Genomic DNA, 21091 nt, shown 5'->3' on the forward strand with positions numbered 1-21091 from the left:
AACTCGATTGAGTTGCTTTTTTTAAGTATGTATGTTTGTTTCTCTTATTTAAAGTTGAAACCAAAGATAGCTCCTAAGCCAAATTGATAGGAGTAGGCATAATCCTGTACGGCAACAGGTCCCCAATATCCCCAATATGTATCCGTACCAGCTGCAGCAACAGTTGATATAAGATTAGCTTGAAGACTAATAGAAACAATAGAAGCAGTTTTTATTTTTACACCTCCTTTGATTTCCCATGCAAAGTTGGTATCACTTCCGCCATATGGACCTTCTGTAATGGCCACACCAAGTCCGCCACCTAAATAAGGAACTGCATTATTTCCACTATCAAAGTAGTGATTACCACCTATTAAGATATAGTTGAACGCTCCGTCACTATCAAGATCGTTAGCGTTAACAGGCACATCAACATTCATAGAGGTATCGAGCCTTAAATATTTAAGTTCTACAGATGTAGATTTTTGAGGAAAAAATTCAAATCCAGCACCATACGTAAGACCATCTCCAATTTTAAGGCTTCCATAATCAAAGTTAACGTTGTTTGAAAAAGTGTAACTTCCATAAAGATCAAGTACAACCGATCCTCTATCTTGAGCCATCATACTAGCTGAAAATAAAAACGCTATTAATAATAATCTGTAATTTTTCATAATTTTGTTTGTTTTGTTTGTTACTAACAAATATAAATAAAAATTTAAAAAGATTACAAATTATATGTTAAATGATAATTGTCTAATTAAAAAGTGAATTATCTATTAGAGAGTTATCTCAATTTTGCATTTTAAGCAAAAAAAAAACAATTCGTAAGAATTGTTTTTTAAGTAGATGGATTTTAATCAATTATCATTTCTGGAACTTCACCATCGATGATTAAATTGGCTTCTGTGGAAGCTATAATGTGTTCTACCGTAACTCCAGGTGCTCTTTCCAGTAGTTTAAAACCTTTTGGGGTGATTTCTAAAACTGCCAATTCGGTCACTACTTTTTTCACACAACCAACGCCGGTTAATGGTAAGGTACATTTTTTTAATATTTTGGATTCTCCTGCTTTGTTGACATGCATCATTGCGACTATAATATTCTCGGCAGAGGCTACAAGATCCATGGCTCCACCCATTCCTTTGACCATTTTTCCTGGGATTTTCCAGTTGGCAATGTCTCCATTTTCTGAAACTTCCATAGCGCCTAGGATTGTCAAGTCGACATGCTGTCCGCGGATCATTCCAAAGCTGGTTGCTGAGTCAAAAAAAGAAGCTCCAGGCAAAGTGGTGATGGTTTGTTTTCCCGCATTGATGATATCTGCATCTTCATCGCCTTCAAAAGGGAAAGGCCCCATGCCTAGAACACCATTTTCGCTTTGAAATTCGACGTCAATTCCTTTCGGGATATAATTGGCGACCAAAGTGGGTATTCCGATGCCTAGATTTACGAAATAACGGTCTTTTAGTTCTTTTGCAATTCGTTTTGCAATTCCTATTTTATCTAATGCCATGTGTTTTTATTTTTTTAAATCTAAAAAAAAGGAAAATATAAGATTGTCAATTCTTTAAAATTTGATATCTATTCTCTTTTTCTAGTTGTACGTTGCTCAATTCTTTTCTCATACTTTTCTCCTTGGAAGATACGTTGCACTAAAATCCCAGAGATGTGAATTTGGTTGGGATCCAATGTTCCCGCTTCGACTAATTCTTCTACTTCGGCCACGGTGATTTTGGCAGCACCGCACATGCATGGATTGAAGTTTCTGGCTGTTCCTTTGAAGATGAGGTTTCCTGCGGTATCTCCTTTCCAGGCTTTTACTATTGCAAAATCGGCTTTGAAAGCATGTTCCATAATGTGCATTTTGCCATTGAATTCACGAACTTCTTTGCCTTCGGCTACTTCGGTTCCATAACCGGCGGGCGTGAAAAAGGCTGGAATTCCAGCTTGTGCTGCACGACATCTTTCGGCCAAAGTTCCTTGTGGAATAAGGTCTACCTCAAGTTCACCAGAAAGCATTTGACGTTCGAATTCGGCATTTTCACCAACATAGGAAGAAATCATTTTTTTGATTTGTTTTTTTTGCAAAAGCAAACCAAGTCCAAAATCATCTACTCCAGCATTATTTGAAATGCAGGTTAGGTTTGTCGTTTCTTTTTGAACCAATTCGGCGATGGAGTTTTCGGGTATGCCACACAATCCGAAACCACCAAGCATGAGGGTCATTCCGTTTTCAATTCCTTGAAGCGCTTCTTGAACGGTATTTACTTTTTTGTTAATCATAATAATTCTTTTATAACTATATCGATTTCGTTTTTTCTTTTTAAAAATTAGAGCATTTCCGTTTTCTGTGAAGTATTATTATTTAATGTATTAAAAAAGCAACCTCAATTGAAAAAAACGAATTTATAAGGCAAATTTAGTAAAATAAACGCATTAATTTGTTTTCATGATTTTTATTAAAAGAGATAATATTTTTTTTAAATAGGTATGATTAATATATAGCTTGATGTTTAGCAGTAATTTCGGGTGAGGGATAGAAGCTGGCTACCGAAGTAGCGGATAGCCCGACAGCAGCAGGAGAAAAGGGCAATGAAGACAAAGTTGTTAGCCCTTTTCTCTTGCTGGTGGCACCCCCTCATTATTTTGCGTCGCACTAACTACCAAGTCGTCAACTGAGACTGCGCGACTGATGTGTCCCAATAGTACTTCTAGACCTTCGGCACGGAGACTGTCCCGAACTTCGGAGCGAGCTTCGGCAATTTTTAGAGAAACATTCTTGGCTTTTAAATCGACAAAAAGGTGTTTTAAAAAGCGGGCACCAGCAATATCAATTCGGGGAGAGGAATTAAGATCCAAAATAACCGTTTTTAGAGAGTCAGGTTCGCTATAGATTTTTCCCCAAATCTGCTCTTTGATGTATTCGGCATTAAAATAGAATATGGAAGATTCAATCCGAACAAGCAGTACGTCTTCGATTTTCTCATTGTCCGGATGCCTTACCATGTCGGTATAGCGTTTGGTTCCTGGTATTCTACCTAAGAAAGCCACAGTTGGTTTTGAGGCTGCTTTTATCAACAACAGTAAAGTTACCATTGCTGCTAGTAAAACGCCAGTTAAAATTCCCCAAATAAGTACGGCGACAAGTGCAATCATGGCAACGTAAAATTCCTGTTTGTTTATTTTATAGAGATGTTTGATTTCCTCTAAATCAAAAAGGCCTCTAATGGCTACCAAGACAATGGATGCCAAAATTACATTTGGTAAATTTTGAAGGAATCCCGTTAAAAACAATAAACAGACAGCTATAGTTATTGAGGCAAATAATAGTGACAATGGGGTTTTTGCACCGGCGGTATCATTTACGGCAGACTGTGATAATCCTCCGGCAACGGGGTAACCCTGTCCGAATGCTACAGCTGCATTGGCGACTCCAAGTGCCAGTAATTCTTGCCGTGGGTCAATGACATATCCATTTTTTTGAGCCAATGTTCTTCCTGCCGAAACACTTTCGATATAAGACAATAAAAAACAGGCCATTGCCAGTGGAAGTACGCCATCTACATCACTAATCTGAAGTGAAGGCAAATGGAATTTCGGTAAACCTGTGGGAATTACTCCAACTGTACTAAATCCATGAAGACCTAATGAAGTTGCCGATATGAGTAAAATGGATAAAATTACTATAAAGATTGCAATGGGTCGTCCTGGCGCTTTTTTTTCGCCAATTATTAGAATAATAATAGCGGCAACGCCAAAAATAAATACGGAGGTATTAGTGTCTGGGAGTTGGTAAAAAAGAGTGATAATGCGATCAATAAAATTTTCTCCTCCGCCTTTTACGCCAAATAATTTGGGTAATTGTGTCAAACCAATTGTTATAGCAGCACCGGCTTTGAATCCGACCAAAACGGTTTCGCTAATAAAATTGATAATTCCACTCAAACGTAAGAGATAAGCGAGTATTGCCATTCCTGCAAATACAAGGGCTGTGAGTGAGGCTATGTCTGCCCAACGTTGAAGATCTCCGTTGGCCATATCAGCAATTGTGGTGCCAATAAGTAAGGAGATTGCCGATGTGGGGCCTATGGCTAGTTGTTTACTGGTTCCCAATAAGGCATAAAACAAACCACCAATCAGGTAGCCGTAAATTCCGTATTGTGGAGGTAGTCCTGCAAGGGTTGCATAAGCAAGAGATACTGGAATTCCATAGGCAGCCAAAGTTATTCCGGCTACAAAGTCGCTTTTTAAGGTTTTAGTATCGTATTCTTTAATCCATTCCGAAGGTGGAAAAAGTTTAGAAGTCATATTTCAAATTTAAATAAAGGACATTAATCTTTCTCGTCCAATAATGCTTTTTTGACAGCATTTAATTCGGCTATTTTTTCGGCACTTACTTTTGGGTATTCTAAATCCATTTCATCTAGTGCTGTTATGATTGCTGATGCTATGGCGATACGGGCATAGGATTTATTGTCTGCAGGGATCACATACCAAGGGGATTTTTTGGTTGAGGTGTTTTTTATTAATTCCTGATAAGCATGCATATAATCGTCCCAATAGCCTCTTTCTTTTGCGTCTGCAGCACTAAATTTCCAGTTTTTGTCAGGATCGTCCACGCGCTCTATAAATCGCTTTTTTTGTTCCTTTTTGGAAACATTAAGGAAAAATTTGAGTACAATAGTTCCATTTCTGTTTAGGTATTTTTCGAAGTTTCGAATGTCCTGGAAACGCTCTTCCCAAATGTCTTTGGTAATTAGTTTCTCTGGAATTTTTTGGCCTTTTAAAATTGCTTCGTGAACACGTACCACCAAGACTTCTTCATAATAAGAACGGTTAAATATTCCTATGCGTCCACGTTCCGGTAAATGTTTTTGGCATCGCCATAAAAAATCATGGTCTAAATCCTCTGAACTGGGTGATTTGAATGAAGAAACCTGACATCCTTGTGGGTTGACTCCTGACATAACATGCTTGATAGCTCCATCTTTGCCGGCGGCATCCATTGCCTGAAAAACTAATAATAATGACCATTTGTCTTGGGCATATAATACATCTTGCATGGCGGACAGAGCTTCAACACCTATTTGCAAGGTTTGATTTACTAACGGTTTTCCTTCATCACCCAAATTGAAACTGGCTTTTGTCTCACAGTCTTTAAGCTTAAAACCATCTCCATCACCAACATTATATTGTTTTGAGAATTTTTTAGCTCGTTGAATTAGTTCTTTTTTGCTTAAAGCGTTTAGGTCAATAAGGTTTTCCTCATATTCATTCAGCTCTTTTTTATTTGACTTAGACATAGTTTTGAAATTTAATGTTAGTAAAAGGTGATGCAGATTAAAAAACAATTAATGTTTTTGCTATGTTGAGAATTATAGAATACAATCTACTAATTTAGTAAAAAAACAGTAACTGAGATATTTTCAGCAAAGAATGATTATAAGATTCTGAGTGATAATTCAAAACAACTATAAATTATTAATTTTTTTATTAATCATTGTAGATAATTCGCTTGTTTTTTGTAATTTATTCTTTATGATAAATATAAATCTGTATTTTTGTTTTTACTAATTTTAATAATAATTTTATGAATGCGCTGAAAAAGATTAAAATATTATTTTTTGTTATAGTTCTCTCTTCATTTTATACTTCCTGTAAAAAAGAAGTGGCACCAGAAGCAAAGCCGCTTGAAATTTCGGTTGTAAAAGTACTACAGCAAGATGTAAGACTCGAATCGGAATTCACAGGACAGACCTTTGGGCAATCTGATATACAGATTAACCCTAGAGTTGATGGTGTTATCGAAAGCCTCAATTTCAAAGAAGGTAGTCTGGTAACGAAAGGACAATTGTTATACACTATTGATCCGTTACCGTTTCAAGAAAACGTACATCAAGCTGAGGCAGATTTGGCAGAAATGCAAGCTAGATTGGCTAAAACCAAATCAGATTATGACATGATGGTGCCGCTTGCGAAGATGAACGCTGTCAGTCAAAGAGAATTAATAGCAGCAAAATCAGCGTATAATGCAGCTACTGCTTCCATAAAAGCAGCTACCGCCAAATTAGAAAATTCAAAAATAGAATTAGGGTATTGTACAATTCTTGCCCCAATTTCAGGATTGATAGGGATATCAAAAGTTAGGGTCGGAGATTATGTTCGCCCGGGTGCCGCATCTGTTTTAAATACGGTTTCGGATTTAGGGGATGTAAGAGTTCGATTTACAATGAGCGAGCAGGAATATCTTAGAATTTTTAGAGAAATAACCAAGAAAGATTCCAGTCTAAAAGGAGCCGGGAAATCAATTTCATTAGAATTGTCGGACGGTTCGATTTACTCCGAAAAAGGAAAAATCAGTTTTGCCGATAGACAAATTGATCCAACTACAGGGGCAGTAACTTTTGAGGCTGCATTTGCAAACCCCGACCAATTAATTCGACCTGGTCAATATGTGAAAATTCATGTGGTTACCGATGTTCGTAAAAATGCAATAGTTATTCCTCAACGTTCTGTTATTGAAATGCAAGGAATCTATCAGGTTTATGTGGTAGGTAATGACAATAAAGTTGATATGAAAATGGTACAAATTGGTCCGTCATACAAAGACTCTTATTTGGTTCTTGATGGATTAACGGCTAATGATAAAGTGGCTATGGGTGGAACCTCTCTATTGAAAAGCGGAAGTGTTATAACTCCGAAAATTGTAGACTGGGCTCCAGGAAAAGCAGAGAAATAATTAGGGCTAATAAATAATTTAGAAACATCATTATGGGAGAATTTTTTGTTAGAAGACCAATTGTAGCCATGGTAATCAGTATCATTATAGTGATACTCGGATTACTTGCATTACAAAAAACGCCAATATCGCAGTATCCAGATATCAATCCGCCTGTTGTAAAAATCACTACTACTTTCACAGGTGCAAATGCTTTGAATGTTGAGCAAGCTGTTGCTACACCAATCGAACAAAAGGTAAATGGAGTAGAACAGATGCTTTACATAAAATCGACAAACACCTCTGATGGAGCTTGTACAATTGAGGTAACATTTGACGTGGGTACGAATTTGGATAATGCCAATATGCTTACCCAAAACCGTCAAGCACAGTCGGCTCCTTTTATGCCTTCAAGTGTAAAACAACAAGGGGTCGTGGTGAAAAAATCATTATCGTTTCCGATGATGTTGTTTACACTTACTTCCACAAATCCTAAATACGATTCAAAATTTTTGAACAACTATGCCAATATCAACATTGTCGATCAATTGGCACGTATAAAAGGAGTTGGTGAGGTTTCCCTTTTTGGGGGAAGTGATTATTCCATGAGGGTTTGGCTTAAGGCCGATGTAATGAGTAAACTTGGGGTAACTGTCGAGGACGTAAAGAATGCCTTGAATGCTCAAAATATGATTAGTCCTGGAGGGAAATTTGGCGCTGAGCCTGCTGTTCCTGGAACGGATTTTACTTATGGCGTTACTCTTCAAGATCGTTTGGTTACCGAGAAAGAATTTGGCCAAATTGTAGTTAGAAGTAAATCAGATGGTTCACAAGTATTATTAAGCGATATCGCCAGAATTGAATTGGGGACGGAAAATTATAGTTCAAACGCTCGTAGAAACGGTAGTGCCACAGCAGCAATTACTATGTTTCAGATGCCGGGAAGTAACGCTCTGGAAGTAGCTACACTTGCCAAAGAAGCTATGAAAAAAATGTCTGAAAAATTTCCAAAAGACATTTCGTACCAAGAATCATTGGATACAACACTTGCCATTACTGCGGGTGTTGATGATATCGTTCATACTCTTTTTGAAGCCGTTTTACTGGTTATTCTAGTTGTGTTTATATTTCTTCAAAACTGGCGCGCCACTTTGATTCCTCTCATAACGGTACCTGTATCATTAATCGGTACCATTGCGGTTTTTCCAATGTTGGGCTTTTCAATAAACACCTTGTCTTTATTGGGATTGGTACTAGCGATTGGTATTGTTGTGGATGACGCAATTGTGGTTGTGGAAGCTGTGATGCATCATATTGAACATGGTAAATCTCCAAAAGATGCAACGATACAAGCAATGCGTGAAGTGTCTGGGCCAGTAATTGCTATTGCCCTTATTTTGATTGCGGTGTTTGTGCCTGTTGCGATGACACCTGGTATCACTGGCCGTTTTTACCAACAATTTGCCATAACGATCGCGGTCTCGGTGGCTTTCTCTGCGTTTAGTGCCTTGTCGCTCAGTCCCGCACTCTGTGCCATGCTGCTGAAACCCACAAAACCAGTTGATCAACAAAAAGGATGGTTGGCCAAATTTTTTGCTGGTTTCAATAGAATTTTTGAAAAAGTGACTGGAACTTATATAACTGGAGCTACTTTTTTTGCCAAAAAAGCGATGCGTATTGTTGTTTTACTAGGAGTAGTTATTGCAGCTGTAGTATTATTGGGTTTGAAAATTCCATCAGGTTTTATTCCTGAGGAGGATCAAGGCTATGTTTTAATTAATATTGCATTGCCACCTGCATCTTCACTTCAGCGAACAGATGAAATTTCAAGGAAGGTCGATGGGTTTTTAAAGGAGGAAAAATCAATATTGTCATATACCACAATCAATGGATTTAGTATGCTTACCAATTCCTATCAGCCGAATAATGCCTTTATTTTCATATCCTTAAAACCATGGGAAGAAAGGAGTGAAACTGCTAAACAGTTAGTGGATCGATTGAATAAAAGATTGTCAACACAAATTACAAATGCTACTGCTTTTGCATTTGGGCCACCAGCGATTCAAGGTTTGGGTGCTTCTGCCGGTTTTAGCTTAATGCTGCAGGATAGAGGTGGAAACACTCCACAGTATCTTGCTCAGCAGACACAGGCATTTATTGCTGCTGCACAAAAACGTCCCGAAATCAAAAGAATTTATACCACTTTTAATGCAGGCACACCTCAGATAAAATTGGATATCGATAATGAAAAAGCGATGAAATTGGGAGTCCCTGTTTCAAGGGTTACTGAAGTATTGGGTGCCTTTTTGGGAGGATCTTATGTGAATGACTTTAACCGTTTTGGGCGTCAGTACAAAGTGTATTTGCAAGGAGATGCTGTTGACAGACTAAAGCCTGAAAATCTTAATAAGATTTACGTAAGAAATGACAACGGTGATATGTTGCCTATATCCACTTTAGTTACGGCTACAAAAGTTGCTGGACCTGATTTTACCAACCGACTAAATTTATTTAGATCAGCTGAGATTGGAGGAAGTCCTAACGACGGCTACAGTAGTGCACAAGCTTTGGATGCATTGGAAGAAGTCGCCAAAGAAACTCTACCAGCCGATATGAGTTACGATTATATCAACTTGTCGTATCAAGAAAAACATTCTCCAAGTGGAGGTACTGTATTTCTAATGGCCTTAGTTTTTGTATTCTTAATTCTTGCGGCACAATACGAAAGTTGGAAGTTGCCTTTTAGTGTATTACTTGGAGCGCCTTTTGCAGTTTTTGGAGCATTTTTAGGATTGTTTTTGGCTAGAATTGGTAGTGATGCTTATGTGAATAATGTGTTTGCGCAAATTGGATTGGTATTGTTAATCGGACTGGTCGCCAAGAATGCGATTCTTATCGTTGAGTTTGCCAAAGAAGAATATGAAAAAGGAGTACCACTTTATGAGGCTGCAATGGTTGCTGCTAAACTTCGTTTTAGACCAATATTAATGACTGCTTTTGCCTTTATACTTGGGGTTGTTCCGTTACTTACAGCTACGGGCGCTGGTTCACAGGCTCGTATCGTAATGGGAATGGCAGTATTCAGTGGTATGTTGATAGCCACAGTCCTTGGAGTATTAATTGTTCCGGGTTTATTTGTAATGATTGAAAACATCGGAAAAAACAAGGATGAGGTTGTAGCAACTGAAAATAGTACGGATTCAAAAACTACAGATCATGATGAATAAATTTAAAATAGTTGTTGTTATTCTTACCCTTGCAGTACTTCCTGTAGGTTGTTTGGTAGGTCCTAAATACCAAAAGCCAGAAGACCCGAATACTGCTAATTTTCAGAATGGTCCCGCAAATGCAGATACGTTGGCTTCTGTAGTTAACGTAAAATGGTTTGATCTTTTTAATGATGATGTTTTAAAAGGACTAATAAGTAAGGGACTTGAAAATAATTATGATATGAGAATTGCGATGGCTCGTATTGAACGTACTAGAGCAGAATTGGGTTATACCAAAGCCGACTTATTGCCTGCAATTGGTTATAGTGCTACTGTAAACAGCAATGAGAAAGCATTTATGCCTTCTAGTGCGTCTGCTAATTTATCTTGGGAATTGGATTTTTGGGGTAAAGTTCGTCACGAAAACAGAGCGGTTCAAGATGAATTAATAGCTAGTGAAGAAGGCCGTAAAGTGATTCTTTCTAATTTGGTTAGTGATATTGCGGTTGCTTATTTTCAACTTCGTGATTTTGATAACCGACTACTTGTTGCACAAAAGACTTTGGAATCTAGACAAAAAGGATTTGATATTATTAATCAAAGGTTTTCGGCTGGTTACGTTTCTGAAGTAGATAAGGTTCAAATCGAACAACAAGTAGCAATTGCTGAAGCAGCTATTCCTGCTTTTAAGAGACAGATTACTATTCAAGAAAATATTATTTCAATATTGATTGGTCAAGCTCCTGGTCCAATTGAGCGTGGTAAAACCAACACAGAGCTTCAAGTAGCGAATAATTTACCCGTTTCTATTCCTTCTATTTTATTAAAAAATAGACCTGATGTAAATCAAGCTGAAAGAAATTATATGGCTGCTAATGAAAGAATAGGTGTTGCACAAGCGATGCGTTTTCCTTCTTTCAATATTGCTGCATTGGCTGGCTTCGCAAACAGTCAAGTAAGTTCTTTGTTTGATGGATCTTCCTATCTGCAAAACGCTAGCGCTTCAGTTGCTGGGCCGATTTTTAATTTTGGTAAAAACAGAAGAAGAGTAGAAATATACCGTCAAATTGCTGAAGAATCAAGACTTAATTACCAAAAGACTTGCCTTGTAGCCGTTGCTGAAGTAGAACAATCTTTGCAAAACGTGAAAACTTATAAAGAAGAATGGGCAGCTAGAAACAAGCAAGTTATTGCAGCTAGAAAAAACTTGGAATTATCGAGCGCCAGGTATTATAATGGCTATGTTTCTTACTTGGAAGTTATACAAGTAGAAGTAGATTTGTTTGATGCAGAATTAAGCCTTTCAGAGTTGACACAAAATCAATTGAGTTCAACAATACAATTGTACAGGGCTTTGGGTGGTGGCTGGAATTAGTTATTATTTTTTTAAAACAAAAAACCACGCAATTTGCGTGGTTTTTTGTTTTAAATACTTTGCGTTGAACAGAAATTTGATATGCTTTGTTGACTTTTAATTTTTGTAATATATAAATTGTAACTTTATGTCAATGAATGTGTTGTGTTTATTCCAAAATTGTTTTGAATTTAATTGTAAAAATTATGGGTAATATTATGTTTCTAAATTTGGCAATGTATTTAATTCCGTTTTTATGCGTTTTGATTCCAATTCTTTTGGGTCAACAATATGGATTTTATTTAAAAAGAAAAGCGGTTAAAGTTAGTGATGCTCCTGTGGGATCTGTCGTAGGCGCAGCACTCGGTTTGTTGGCTTTTATGTTGGCGTTTACCTTTCAAATTGTTGACAACCGTTATAACGAGCGCAAGAAACTTTTGCTGGATGAGGTAACGACTATCCGCACTACGTATTTAAGAGCCGGATTAATTCCGGAACCCTATAAATCAAGCACAAGGAAGCTTTTGATTGAGTATACTGATTTACGTGCGGCTATTGCCAATGATTTATCACCGCAAAAATTAGAGCACTTAAAAACTAGGTCTCAAGCAATTTTGGATTCTCTTTGGCATTATTCGGAAGCATTGGCGGCTTTTGATAGAAGTTCAGAAGCATTCTCACTTTATACGGGGTCAACAAACGATTTGAATGAAATATACAATCAGCGTGTAACTTTCACTTTTGAGTACCGAATCCCATTTGCCATCTTATTTATTTTGGGCATTATCACATTGTTTTCAATGTTTTTATTGGGATATCAGTTTGGAATTTCAGGAAAAAAAAATAACATTGTCGCGGTTATAATTTCCATAATTTTTGCTTCTTTGATGTGGTTGATTCTGGCACTTGACCGTCCCGAGCAAGGTTTTATTCGATTGAATCAAACACCAATTATCACGCTTTATAAACAACTACATGGAAAATAAGGAAGAACAAAATAGTTTTAAAATAAAAAAACCATTCGCTCAAGCGAATGGTTTTTTTATTTTAATGACTTTTAAAGCTTAACAATACTCGTTGAAAGCATCTTTTAAGTTTTCTGCAATAGTTTCTGCTGGACGTCCTTCAATGTGGTGACGCTCTAACATATGAACCAATTCACCGTCTTTAAACAAAGCAATACTTGGAGAAGATGGAGGGAATGGAAACATAAATCCTCTTGCAGCTTCTACCGCTTCGCGATCTACACCTGCAAAAACAGTTACTAGATTTGATGGTTTTTTTGCATTATCCAAACTCATTTTTGCTCCTGGGCGTGCATTTCTAGCTGCGCAACCACAAACAGAGTTTACTACTACAAGTGTTGTTCCTGCTGATTTTATTGCGCTTTCTACAGCATCAGCGGTATGTAATTCTTGAAAACCAGCAGACGTTAATTCAGCTTGCATTGGTTTTACCATTTCTTCTGGATACATATTTTTTATTTTAAGTTCAACTTTTAGAACTGCAAAGTTACAAAGTTTCAAACCAAGATATAAGTTTGAATTATAAAGTTTTGTTATAGTTTGATATTAGATTTTGAACCTAAAGGAATATCCTAATGAAACATAATATTTTGGTGAAATTTTGGAGAGCCCGAAACCTGCAGAAACATCCAGTTGATGGTTTGGGTTGAATAAATAAGTTAAGCCTCCGTCAAATCGATGATCTGGTTTTTCTATTTGTGGTATAAAACCAAAGAATTCTATGTATCCACCAATTTTTTCTGAAAAAGAGTATCCTGTTGTTAAAGTGTAAATGAATATAGGTTCCAGAGTTACTCCGCTCCATTCGGCACCCAAATTATAGCTTAAAGTTTGTCGATCGGAAATGGTATGTTGCATCGTAAAACGAAATTCAGGAGTATAGTATGTTGCTTTCAAATCAGATGAAGCCAATTTTGGAAGACCAAGATGGGCGATGAATGAGGTTGTCGGGATCAGTCCCTTTTCTTCAAATAGTCGGGTTTTGAAACCTATTAGTACCGGATTTATTCCCGAAATCTTATTTGAATTGCTTTCTTCTATTGAATACTCTGTGATTAATCGTAACTCAAAATGATCGTTGATTCCAAATTTGGTTAATATTGTTGGAGTAACAAAAGCTTTGGAATCACCATCGATTTTTTCATAAGACAAACCATTTTCAAACTGTAAATATCCTTTTGGTGTAATAAAAGGGCATTCGGTTTGGTCAGGTCTGTCTGTTTGTATGCTTGGTAAATCTTGTGATAAGGCATAATTCGATATTGACAGAAAGGATATTATTAGTATAAAATTTTTCATTTAGGGTGTTGTTAAATAATTTTTAGACAAAACTAAAAAATAATTTTAGTAATGTAAAGTTATTTTATACATTTGTTTTTTAAATGTTTAAATATGAGCAAATCACTTGAAGAAGTACACCAATCGGTGGCAACACAAAATAAAACTTCGGTATTCAGAAAAATATTAGCTTTTTTTGGCCCAGCCTATTTGGTTAGTGTTGGGTATATGGATCCAGGAAATTGGGCGACGGACATAGCTGGAGGGAGCCAGTTCGGGTATGCTTTATTGTGGGTATTATTGATGAGTAATTTGATGGCATTATTACTGCAAAGCTTAAGTGCCCGATTGGGAATCGTTACCCAGCGTGATTTGGCGCAAGCATCACGGGAAACCTATTCGAAATTTATTAATTATATTCTTTATTTTCTCGCCGAAATCGCCATTGCCGCCTGTGATCTTGCCGAAGTTTTAGGGATGGCTATCGGTATCAATTTATTGTTTGGAATCCCTTTGATAGAAGCGGTCTTGATTACGGTTTTAGATACATTTTTATTGCTTTTTCTAATTAATAAAGGCATTCGAAAAATGGAGGCGTTTATCATTGTATTGGTTATGATTATTGGGTTTTCCTTTATATTCGAAATGATATTTGCACAACCTGAAATGGGAAAAGTACTTTACGGTTTGATCCCTTCTTTGCCTAATGAGTCGGCACTTTATATTGCTATTGGGATTATTGGAGCCACAGTAATGCCACACAATTTGTATCTGCATTCTTCTTTGGTGCAAACCAGAAAATTTGACCGTAGTCCAGCAGGAATCAAACAAGCCATTAAATATAATTTTATAGATTCAACAATAGCCTTAAACTTGGCTTTCTTAGTAAATGCTGCTATTTTAATTTTGGCGGCAGCTACATTCTATAAAAACGGAATGTTCGAAGTGGCCGAAATTCAAGATGCTTACCGTTTTCTGCAACCGATATTAGGAACTAAGTGGGCGCCTATTTTATTTGCAGTAGCCTTAATAGCAGCGGGGCAAAGTTCGACGGTTACCGGAACATTAGCTGGGCAAATTGTAATGGAAGGCTATTTGAATTTACGGATTCAGCCTTGGGTTCGTAGAATTATTACTCGTTTAATCGCTATTGTGCCTGCAATGATTGTTATTTTTATTTTTGGCGAAAGCGTTACTGGAAAAATGTTGATTCTGAGTCAGGTAATTTTAAGTTTACAATTAGGGTTTGCTATCATTCCGCTCATTCATTTTGTGAGTGATAAAAGAAAAATGAAAGGATTTCATATTAGCAGAACAACACAAATTGCGTCGTGGATAGTGGCTTTGATTATTGTTTCGCTCAATGCTAAATTGGTTTTTTCGGAAATTCAAGGATGGTTAGAAACTTCAGAAAACCCATTAATTCTTTGGTTAACGGTAGTGCCCTTGGCAATTAGTTTCTTGATTTTGTTGCTTTATATTGTAATTAAACCTTTTGTAACAAAATCAAAACCGGATATTCAAAATCATTCTCCACATCTTTTGACTTTGAAATTTACTTCAACGGGGACATATTCTTATAAAAACATTGCAGTTTCGGTTGACTTTTCTTCTGCAGACGAAGCGGCCTTAAATCATGCTTTTGAATTAGGAGGAATGGACGCCAAATACACTTTGATGCATGTGGTAGAAACCGTTGGTGCCATGATGTACGGTGATGAAGCCGATGACCACGAAACCACAATAGATGAAACGTCATTGCTAGAGTATAAAGAAATGCTTTCGCAAAAAGGCTTTACAATTGAAACAGAATTAGGATTTGGAAATCCTACCAAGATTATTCCAACGATAATAAACAATGGTAATTTTGATATTTTGGTCATGGGAACTCATGGGCATGCTGGTTTGAAAGATCTAATTTTTGGCACTACAGTTGATAAACTACGCCATAAAATTTCAATACCTTTGTTTATTGTAAAAAATTAAAATAGTTGCTGAGACCCTGAGTTTCTAAGATTTTATAAAAATCCTTTAACTTATATACTCAGAGTCTTTTAACTTACAAACTTTAAAAAAATGACTTTCTCCGAAGAAAATTACCTAAAATCCATATATCACCTTACTACTAGTCTCGATAGTGAAGTAAGCACCAATGCAATTGCCGAAATGATGGAAACCAAAGCTTCCTCCGTAACGGATATGCTTAAAAAATTGGCCGAAAAAGATTTAGTTAATTATAAAAAATACCAAGGAGTTTCGTTAACTGAAAACGGGAAACATGCTGCCAAAATGATTGTGAGAAAACACCGTTTATGGGAAGTATTTTTGGTTGAGAAGCTTGATTTCTCTTGGGATGAAGTTCATGATATTGCCGAACAGCTTGAGCATATCAAATCTGAAAAACTCATTAATAAACTCGATGATTTTCTTGGAAATCCTACAGAAGATCCACATGGTGATCCGATTCCTGATGCTCAAGGCCGAATGATTGCGATAGAAAAGCAATTGTTATCTGAGTTATTGGCAAACCAATTAGGAATTTGCGTAGGAGTAAAAGACAATTCTTCTGATTTCTTGAAATATCTCGACAAACAGCAAATTGGATTGGGAACCAAAATTGAAGTGGTAACCAAGGAAGCTTTTGATTTGTCGTTGAAAATAAAAGTAAACGGCACAGAATTAACCATTTCTAATAAAATTGCGAGTAATTTATTTGTAAAATTAGTTTAGATTGAGTTGTTTGCCCTATTTAAAGTTTTAAATTTTCGATGTGGCACTCATGAATTTATATTCATTTGCTGCTTTAATTTTATTGAGGTGAATAAAAATAAAAGGATATGGATCAGTTTATTTGGCATAAATTTTGAGTTGTATGTTATATATTCCAAGGGGAGACATAATTTATTAAGTTATGTTTGTTATATTTACACTACAATTTTTTAAATCATAATAATATGAAAATAAGATTTTTATCGTTTTTAGTAATAGCAATGAGCTTTTCTGGTTTGACAGCTTTTTCTCAAACAAGTGATACTGGAGAACTAGGTTTACCGGGAGATAATCTGGATCTTTATGCTGTTTTGGATCTTTTTCAAAAGTCTAAAACTATTGAAGACTTCGAAAAGTCATTAAATGACGAAAAAAGTAAAATCAATAATTTGGATTTAAACGGCGATAAAAAAATAGATTTTATCAAAGTGGAAACTAAGAAAGATGGTGATGACTTTACATTCATCCTTAGAGATCCCATAAGCAAAACCGAAACTCAAGATGTTGCGGTCATTATGGTTTCAAAGGATAAAAATAAAAAGATAAACTTGCAAATTGTTGGTGACAAGGAATTGTATGGGAAGGATTATGTTGTTGAGCCTAGTCCAAAAGGAAGCGGAGGAGTTACATCCAATCCTGCCTATACTGGAGCTGATCCAGTTACTGTAAATGTGCCAGCCTCTACTACTACAGTTATTGTTGAGCAAGCACCAATCGTGCAATATGTTTATTCGCCTGCATATGTCCCTTATTATCCTCCGTATTATTATGGGTTTTATCCTCCATGGTTTGGATTTGCGACTGTTATGGCTGTTGGGATTTATCGTCATAACAATTATCATTATCATGGTGGAGGTTATGGTTATCATAATACAAATGTTATTGTTAATAATAATCGCTACAATAATTATAATAATAATAGCAGAAACACTGCGAATAATATATCGCACAATAACATAAACAGTAATAACAGGAACAATGTAAATAACGGTAATAGAAACAGTAATAATAGTAATAGAAATACTGCTTCTACAAGAGATGCAAATAGAAATTCAGCTTCTACAAGAGATGCTAGTAATAGAAATTCAGCTTCTACACGAGATGCAAATAGATCATCTTCATCATCGAGACCATCTTCATCCAATTCGATGAATTCTTCTCGTTCTAGTTCAGGTTCTAGCTTTAACAGAGGAAGTAGTGGTAGTAGTTATAGATCTGGCGGCGGCGGTGGCGGTTTTAGAGGTAGCGGCGGCGGATTTGGCGGCGGCGGCGGCGGAAGAAGACGTTAATGATCATCTAATAAATTTAAATGAAATCGATAATATAATAACCCTGATAAAGTGATTTGTCAGGGTTATTTTTTTGTTGTCTATACCAAAACAGATGTGACAAAAAGAGAATTGAATTATATTAATAGTCTTTGAGATAACTTATAAACCAAATAAAAAGAGCAGTTCGAAATTAATTTCAAACTGCTCTTTTAGTAAATTTTATGCTTTTTTATTTGTTTGGCAAATCAGATGTGCTCATATCTCTTAAGCTATAATATTTCCCGTCTTTTTTAACGAATAATGTCATATAATTTCCTGAATTCACAATAGTTTCTGTTGAGTCTACTACTTTATAATTTCCTGTTTCAACAACTTGGTCGCCATCTTTTGAAACAAAAACTTCATTAGTTGTAAATGAAATTTTCTTACTTTTTGAAATAGTGTCAACGTGGGCTTTCAAATATTCAATTATTGCTTCTTTGCCAGTTACAGGTTGATTATTTTGTGGATATGTAATGGCATCATCTGCAAAATATCCTATATTTTTCAGTACACCAGCATTGTATGTTTCAGCAAATTCATTTTCCTTGGCTTGAATTTCTTCTTTGATTGCGTTAGTGTCTATGGTTACTGCAGGTTCTTCTTTTTTGCAGGAAATTAGCAATAACAAAGCACTTGATAGAACTAATCCTCTAATAAACATTTTTTTCATAAGAATCTGTTTTTTAATTTAGAAATTAATGGGTTGAATATTAATGACATAAATTTAATATAAAAAAACGGAATGAAATGTTTTTTATATAAGAAATTAGCGTATTTCGTCTTGTTTTACTTATATTACTAAATATATATATGTTTTTTGGCAAAAAAAGTAAAGAAGGAAATTTATTTTAAAAAAAAGGAGTTTATTTTGATAAGAAGTGTTTCCTTATTTTTTAGTTCAAAATTCAATTAACTGCAACCACAATCACCGTTCCCACAGTTTTTATCCGATTTTTTTTTGAAGAAAAATTTTCGAATCAAAAAAGCAAATGCAATTCCAAGGACTATAAATGCTATTATTTCTTGAATCATAATGCGCTATTTTAGGATTTGAAAAGCGATCAATGCCACTAAGTATGCCAATGTACTCATAAAAACAAGCTGACCTGCAGGCCATTTCCAGGAGTTGGTTTCTTTTTTGGTAATCGCTAGGGTACTGGCACACTGCATGGCAAAAGCATAAAACATAAGTAATGATATTCCTGATGCAAAATTGAATATTTTCTCCCCAGTCACTGGGTTTACTTCAGCTGCCATTTTGTTTTTGATGGTATTTTCATTGTCTGTTCCGCCTACACTATAGATGGTTGCCAAGGTGCCCACAAATACTTCTCTAGCCGCAAATGAACTGATGATGGCAATACCTATTTTCCAGTCGTAACCCAATGGTGAAATAACAGGTTCTATACCTCGTCCCATTAACCCAATATAAGAGTTTTCTAGTTTTTGCGAAGCGACGGCATTATTGAATTCGGTTGTTGATAATGGATGTGCTTTGGTGTTCTCCAATATTATTTCTTCTGCGTTTTTAAACTGTTTTCCGGGACCATAAGAAGCCAAAAACCATAAGATGATAGATATTGCCAAAATGATTTTTCCGGCGCCAAAAACAAAGGCTTTCGTTTTTTCAATTACGTTGATGGCAACGTTCTTGAACATTGGTAATTTATAGTTAGGCATTTCTACCACAAAGAATGTTTTGCCTTTTACCTTTAGAATAATATTCAAAATGTAAGCCGATAATATCGCCATTCCAAAACCAATAACATATAAAAGCATTAAGGTCAATCCTTGTACATTTAATATCCCTAAAACATAAGTGTCTGGAATGACTAATCCAATAATAATGGCATAAACAGGTAGTCTGGCCGAACAAGTGGTGAAAGGTGTTACGAGTATGGTGATTAAACGTTCTTTCCAGTTTTCGATGTTTCGAGTTGCCATAATTGCTGGAATGGCACAGGCTGTTCCCGAAATTAAAGGAACTACACTCTTGCCCGATAATCCAAATCGGCGCATAATTTTATCCATCAAAAACACCACGCGACTCATATAGCCACTCTCTTCGAGTATGGAAATGAATAAAAACAAAAAGGCAATTTGTGGAATGAAAATTAAAATACCTCCAATTCCGGGGATTATTCCTTGTGAAATCAAATCAGTCAGCATTCCTGAAGGTAAATTTTCACTAGCCATTGTGCTTAAAGTGGCAAAAGTACTGTCAATAAAATCCATCGGAATTTTGGACCACTGAAAAATAGATTGAAAAATCACAAACAATATGATGAAGAAAATTACATATCCCCATACTTTGTGAGTAAGTATGCGGTCCAGCTTGCTTCGGAAATCCTTTGCAATGCTTGAGTCAACTTTCAAACCTTCTTTTAAAACTTCATTGATGAATTGGTAACGTTTGATAGTTTCTTTTTGTTGCAAGCGTTTCAAATCTGAATGGGACTTTGTAAACGAGCTTCGGATTTCATTACGTTCCAAGTTCAAAAAGTTAACATCTTGGGTAATTACTAACCATAATTTATACAATAACTGATTAGGAAATGCATGACGAAGACTGTTGAAATATTCGACATCAATAACCGATGCATTCAAGCAAGGTTCCGAAGAAATAGTTTTGTAACTAATAATTAAATTTTTCAATTCCTCAATTCCGTGCCCTTTTCTCGAACTAATCAGAGCAATTTTTGTCTTTAAGTGCTCTTCGAGATAAGGTATATCTAGACTAATACCTTTGTGTTCCATTCTGTCGGCCATGTTAATGACCAAAATGGTTGGAATTTCAAGGTCTTTTATTTGGGTATAAAGAAGTAAATTTCGTTTTAGATTCTCCACATCTGTAACCACAAGAGCTACATCTGGATAGAGACGGTCATTTTTGTTTAGTAAAAGTTCAATAACAACGCTTTCATCAATGGAGCTGGCATTTAAACTATAGGTTCCTGGTAAATCAAGAATATTGGCTTTGATATTGTTGGGTAATTTGCAAAAACCCATTTTTTTCTCGACAGTAATTCCCGGATAGTTTCCCACTTGCTGGTTCAAGCCCGTAAGCTGATTAAAAACCGAAGTTTTCCCTACGTTTGGATTTCCAATTAAAGCAACGTTGATGTTTTTTAAACTCATTTTTGTTTGTTTTTAATGAGTTCTACTCCAATTTGTTTTGCAGTTTCAATACGAATGGCAAGATGAGAACCGTTAATATTCAAATACAGGGGATCTCCAAAGGGAGCAATTTGAAGTAATTCGACTTCATTGCCAGGCAAACAACCCATTTCTAACAGTTTTAATGGGATAACATCGATATCAAAATCCAGTATGATGGCTTTTTGCCCTTTTTTGAGAGAATGTATCGTTGTTTGCAAAGCTTATTTAGATTGAATTAAGATTGCAAAAATACATTTTTTATTATAATTATAGCTGATTATTAT

The 21091-nt window shown here is 35.9% G+C and carries 18 protein-coding genes; 7 read left to right on the top strand and 11 right to left on the bottom strand.

Annotated elements, in window-relative coordinates:
- Positions 1-44 precede the first annotated feature (44 nt).
- From AC1DY0_RS12905 to AC1DY0_RS12925, 5 genes are all read right to left on the bottom strand, one after another.
- Positions 45-653 (bottom strand): outer membrane beta-barrel protein, encoded by a 609-nt coding sequence (locus tag AC1DY0_RS12905; protein ID WP_477189004.1) that lies wholly within the window; start codon positions 651-653, stop codon positions 45-47.
- A gap of 182 nt (positions 654-835) precedes the next feature.
- Positions 836-1495, bottom strand: coding sequence for a CoA transferase subunit B (locus AC1DY0_RS12910; RefSeq protein WP_477189005.1), 660 nt, complete (start codon positions 1493-1495; stop codon positions 836-838).
- Positions 1496-1563: 68 nt separating this feature from the next.
- Entirely contained in the window at positions 1564-2265 is a 702-nt protein-coding gene (locus AC1DY0_RS12915) for a CoA transferase subunit A (RefSeq protein WP_077372678.1), read from the bottom strand.
- A gap of 324 nt (positions 2266-2589) precedes the next feature.
- On the bottom strand, positions 2590-4290 hold the full coding sequence (locus tag AC1DY0_RS12920; RefSeq protein WP_477189006.1) for a SulP family inorganic anion transporter: 1701 nt from the start codon (positions 4288-4290) through the stop codon (positions 2590-2592).
- Positions 4291-4313: 23 nt separating this feature from the next.
- The gene (locus AC1DY0_RS12925; protein WP_477189007.1) at positions 4314-5285 is read right to left on the bottom strand and encodes a polyphosphate kinase 2 family protein; all 972 of its coding nucleotides are present in this window, start codon (positions 5283-5285) and stop codon (positions 4314-4316) included.
- 287 nt (positions 5286-5572) lie between these two features.
- On the opposite strand from AC1DY0_RS12925, the gene AC1DY0_RS12930 reads away from it, so the two are divergent.
- The 4 genes from AC1DY0_RS12930 (at position 5573) to AC1DY0_RS12945 (ending at position 12249) form a co-directional block, all read left to right on the top strand.
- The gene (locus tag AC1DY0_RS12930; RefSeq protein WP_477189008.1) at positions 5573-6721 is read left to right on the top strand and encodes an efflux RND transporter periplasmic adaptor subunit; all 1149 of its coding nucleotides are present in this window, start codon (positions 5573-5575) and stop codon (positions 6719-6721) included.
- Between the two features lie 32 nt (positions 6722-6753).
- Entirely contained in the window at positions 6754-9927 is a 3174-nt protein-coding gene (locus tag AC1DY0_RS12935; protein WP_477189009.1) for an efflux RND transporter permease subunit, read from the top strand.
- Positions 9917-11284, top strand: a complete 1368-nt coding sequence (locus AC1DY0_RS12940; protein WP_477189010.1) for an efflux transporter outer membrane subunit — start codon at positions 9917-9919, stop codon at positions 11282-11284. Before AC1DY0_RS12935 ends, AC1DY0_RS12940 begins: the two co-directional genes overlap by 11 nt.
- Before the next feature lie 185 nt (positions 11285-11469).
- Complete coding sequence (locus tag AC1DY0_RS12945) at positions 11470-12249, top strand: bestrophin-like domain (RefSeq protein ID WP_477189011.1); 780 nt, start codon at positions 11470-11472, stop codon at positions 12247-12249.
- A 78-nt stretch (positions 12250-12327) separates the two neighbouring features.
- Here AC1DY0_RS12945 and AC1DY0_RS12950 read toward each other — a convergent pair whose 3' ends face one another.
- Both AC1DY0_RS12950 and AC1DY0_RS12955 read right to left on the bottom strand, forming a co-directional pair.
- Positions 12328-12738, bottom strand: a complete 411-nt coding sequence (locus AC1DY0_RS12950; RefSeq protein ID WP_077372634.1) for a BrxA/BrxB family bacilliredoxin — start codon at positions 12736-12738, stop codon at positions 12328-12330.
- Between the two features lie 96 nt (positions 12739-12834).
- The gene (locus tag AC1DY0_RS12955; RefSeq protein WP_477189012.1) at positions 12835-13587 is read right to left on the bottom strand and encodes a transporter; all 753 of its coding nucleotides are present in this window, start codon (positions 13585-13587) and stop codon (positions 12835-12837) included.
- Positions 13588-13680: 93 nt separating this feature from the next.
- Between AC1DY0_RS12955 and AC1DY0_RS12960 the strand changes: the two genes are divergently transcribed.
- The 3 genes from AC1DY0_RS12960 (at position 13681) to AC1DY0_RS12970 (ending at position 17624) form a co-directional block, all read left to right on the top strand.
- Positions 13681-15552, top strand: a complete 1872-nt coding sequence (locus tag AC1DY0_RS12960; protein ID WP_477189013.1) for an Nramp family divalent metal transporter — start codon at positions 13681-13683, stop codon at positions 15550-15552.
- 90 nt (positions 15553-15642) lie between these two features.
- Entirely contained in the window at positions 15643-16296 is a 654-nt protein-coding gene (locus tag AC1DY0_RS12965) for a metal-dependent transcriptional regulator (RefSeq protein WP_477189014.1), read from the top strand.
- Between the two features lie 224 nt (positions 16297-16520).
- The gene (locus AC1DY0_RS12970; RefSeq protein WP_477189015.1) at positions 16521-17624 is read left to right on the top strand and encodes a hypothetical protein; all 1104 of its coding nucleotides are present in this window, start codon (positions 16521-16523) and stop codon (positions 17622-17624) included.
- Positions 17625-17835: 211 nt separating this feature from the next.
- Here the strand turns inward: AC1DY0_RS12970 and AC1DY0_RS12975 are convergent, their stop codons facing one another.
- The 4 genes from AC1DY0_RS12975 to AC1DY0_RS12990 all read right to left on the bottom strand — a co-directional run bounded on the left by AC1DY0_RS12975 (position 17836) and on the right by AC1DY0_RS12990 (position 21025).
- On the bottom strand, positions 17836-18318 hold the full coding sequence (locus tag AC1DY0_RS12975; RefSeq protein WP_477189016.1) for a YybH family protein: 483 nt from the start codon (positions 18316-18318) through the stop codon (positions 17836-17838).
- A gap of 239 nt (positions 18319-18557) precedes the next feature.
- Entirely contained in the window at positions 18558-18680 is a 123-nt protein-coding gene (locus tag AC1DY0_RS12980) for a FeoB-associated Cys-rich membrane protein (protein ID WP_477189017.1), read from the bottom strand.
- Between the two features lie 6 nt (positions 18681-18686).
- Positions 18687-20786 (bottom strand): ferrous iron transport protein B, encoded by a 2100-nt coding sequence (gene feoB / locus AC1DY0_RS12985; RefSeq protein WP_477189018.1) that lies wholly within the window; start codon positions 20784-20786, stop codon positions 18687-18689.
- On the bottom strand, positions 20783-21025 hold the full coding sequence (locus AC1DY0_RS12990; RefSeq protein WP_477189019.1) for a FeoA family protein: 243 nt from the start codon (positions 21023-21025) through the stop codon (positions 20783-20785). The genes feoB and AC1DY0_RS12990 overlap by 4 nt, the downstream gene beginning before the upstream one ends.
- Positions 21026-21091: the final 66 nt, after the last annotated feature.

This window comes from Flavobacterium sp. P1_E4 (genome assembly GCF_056405915.1).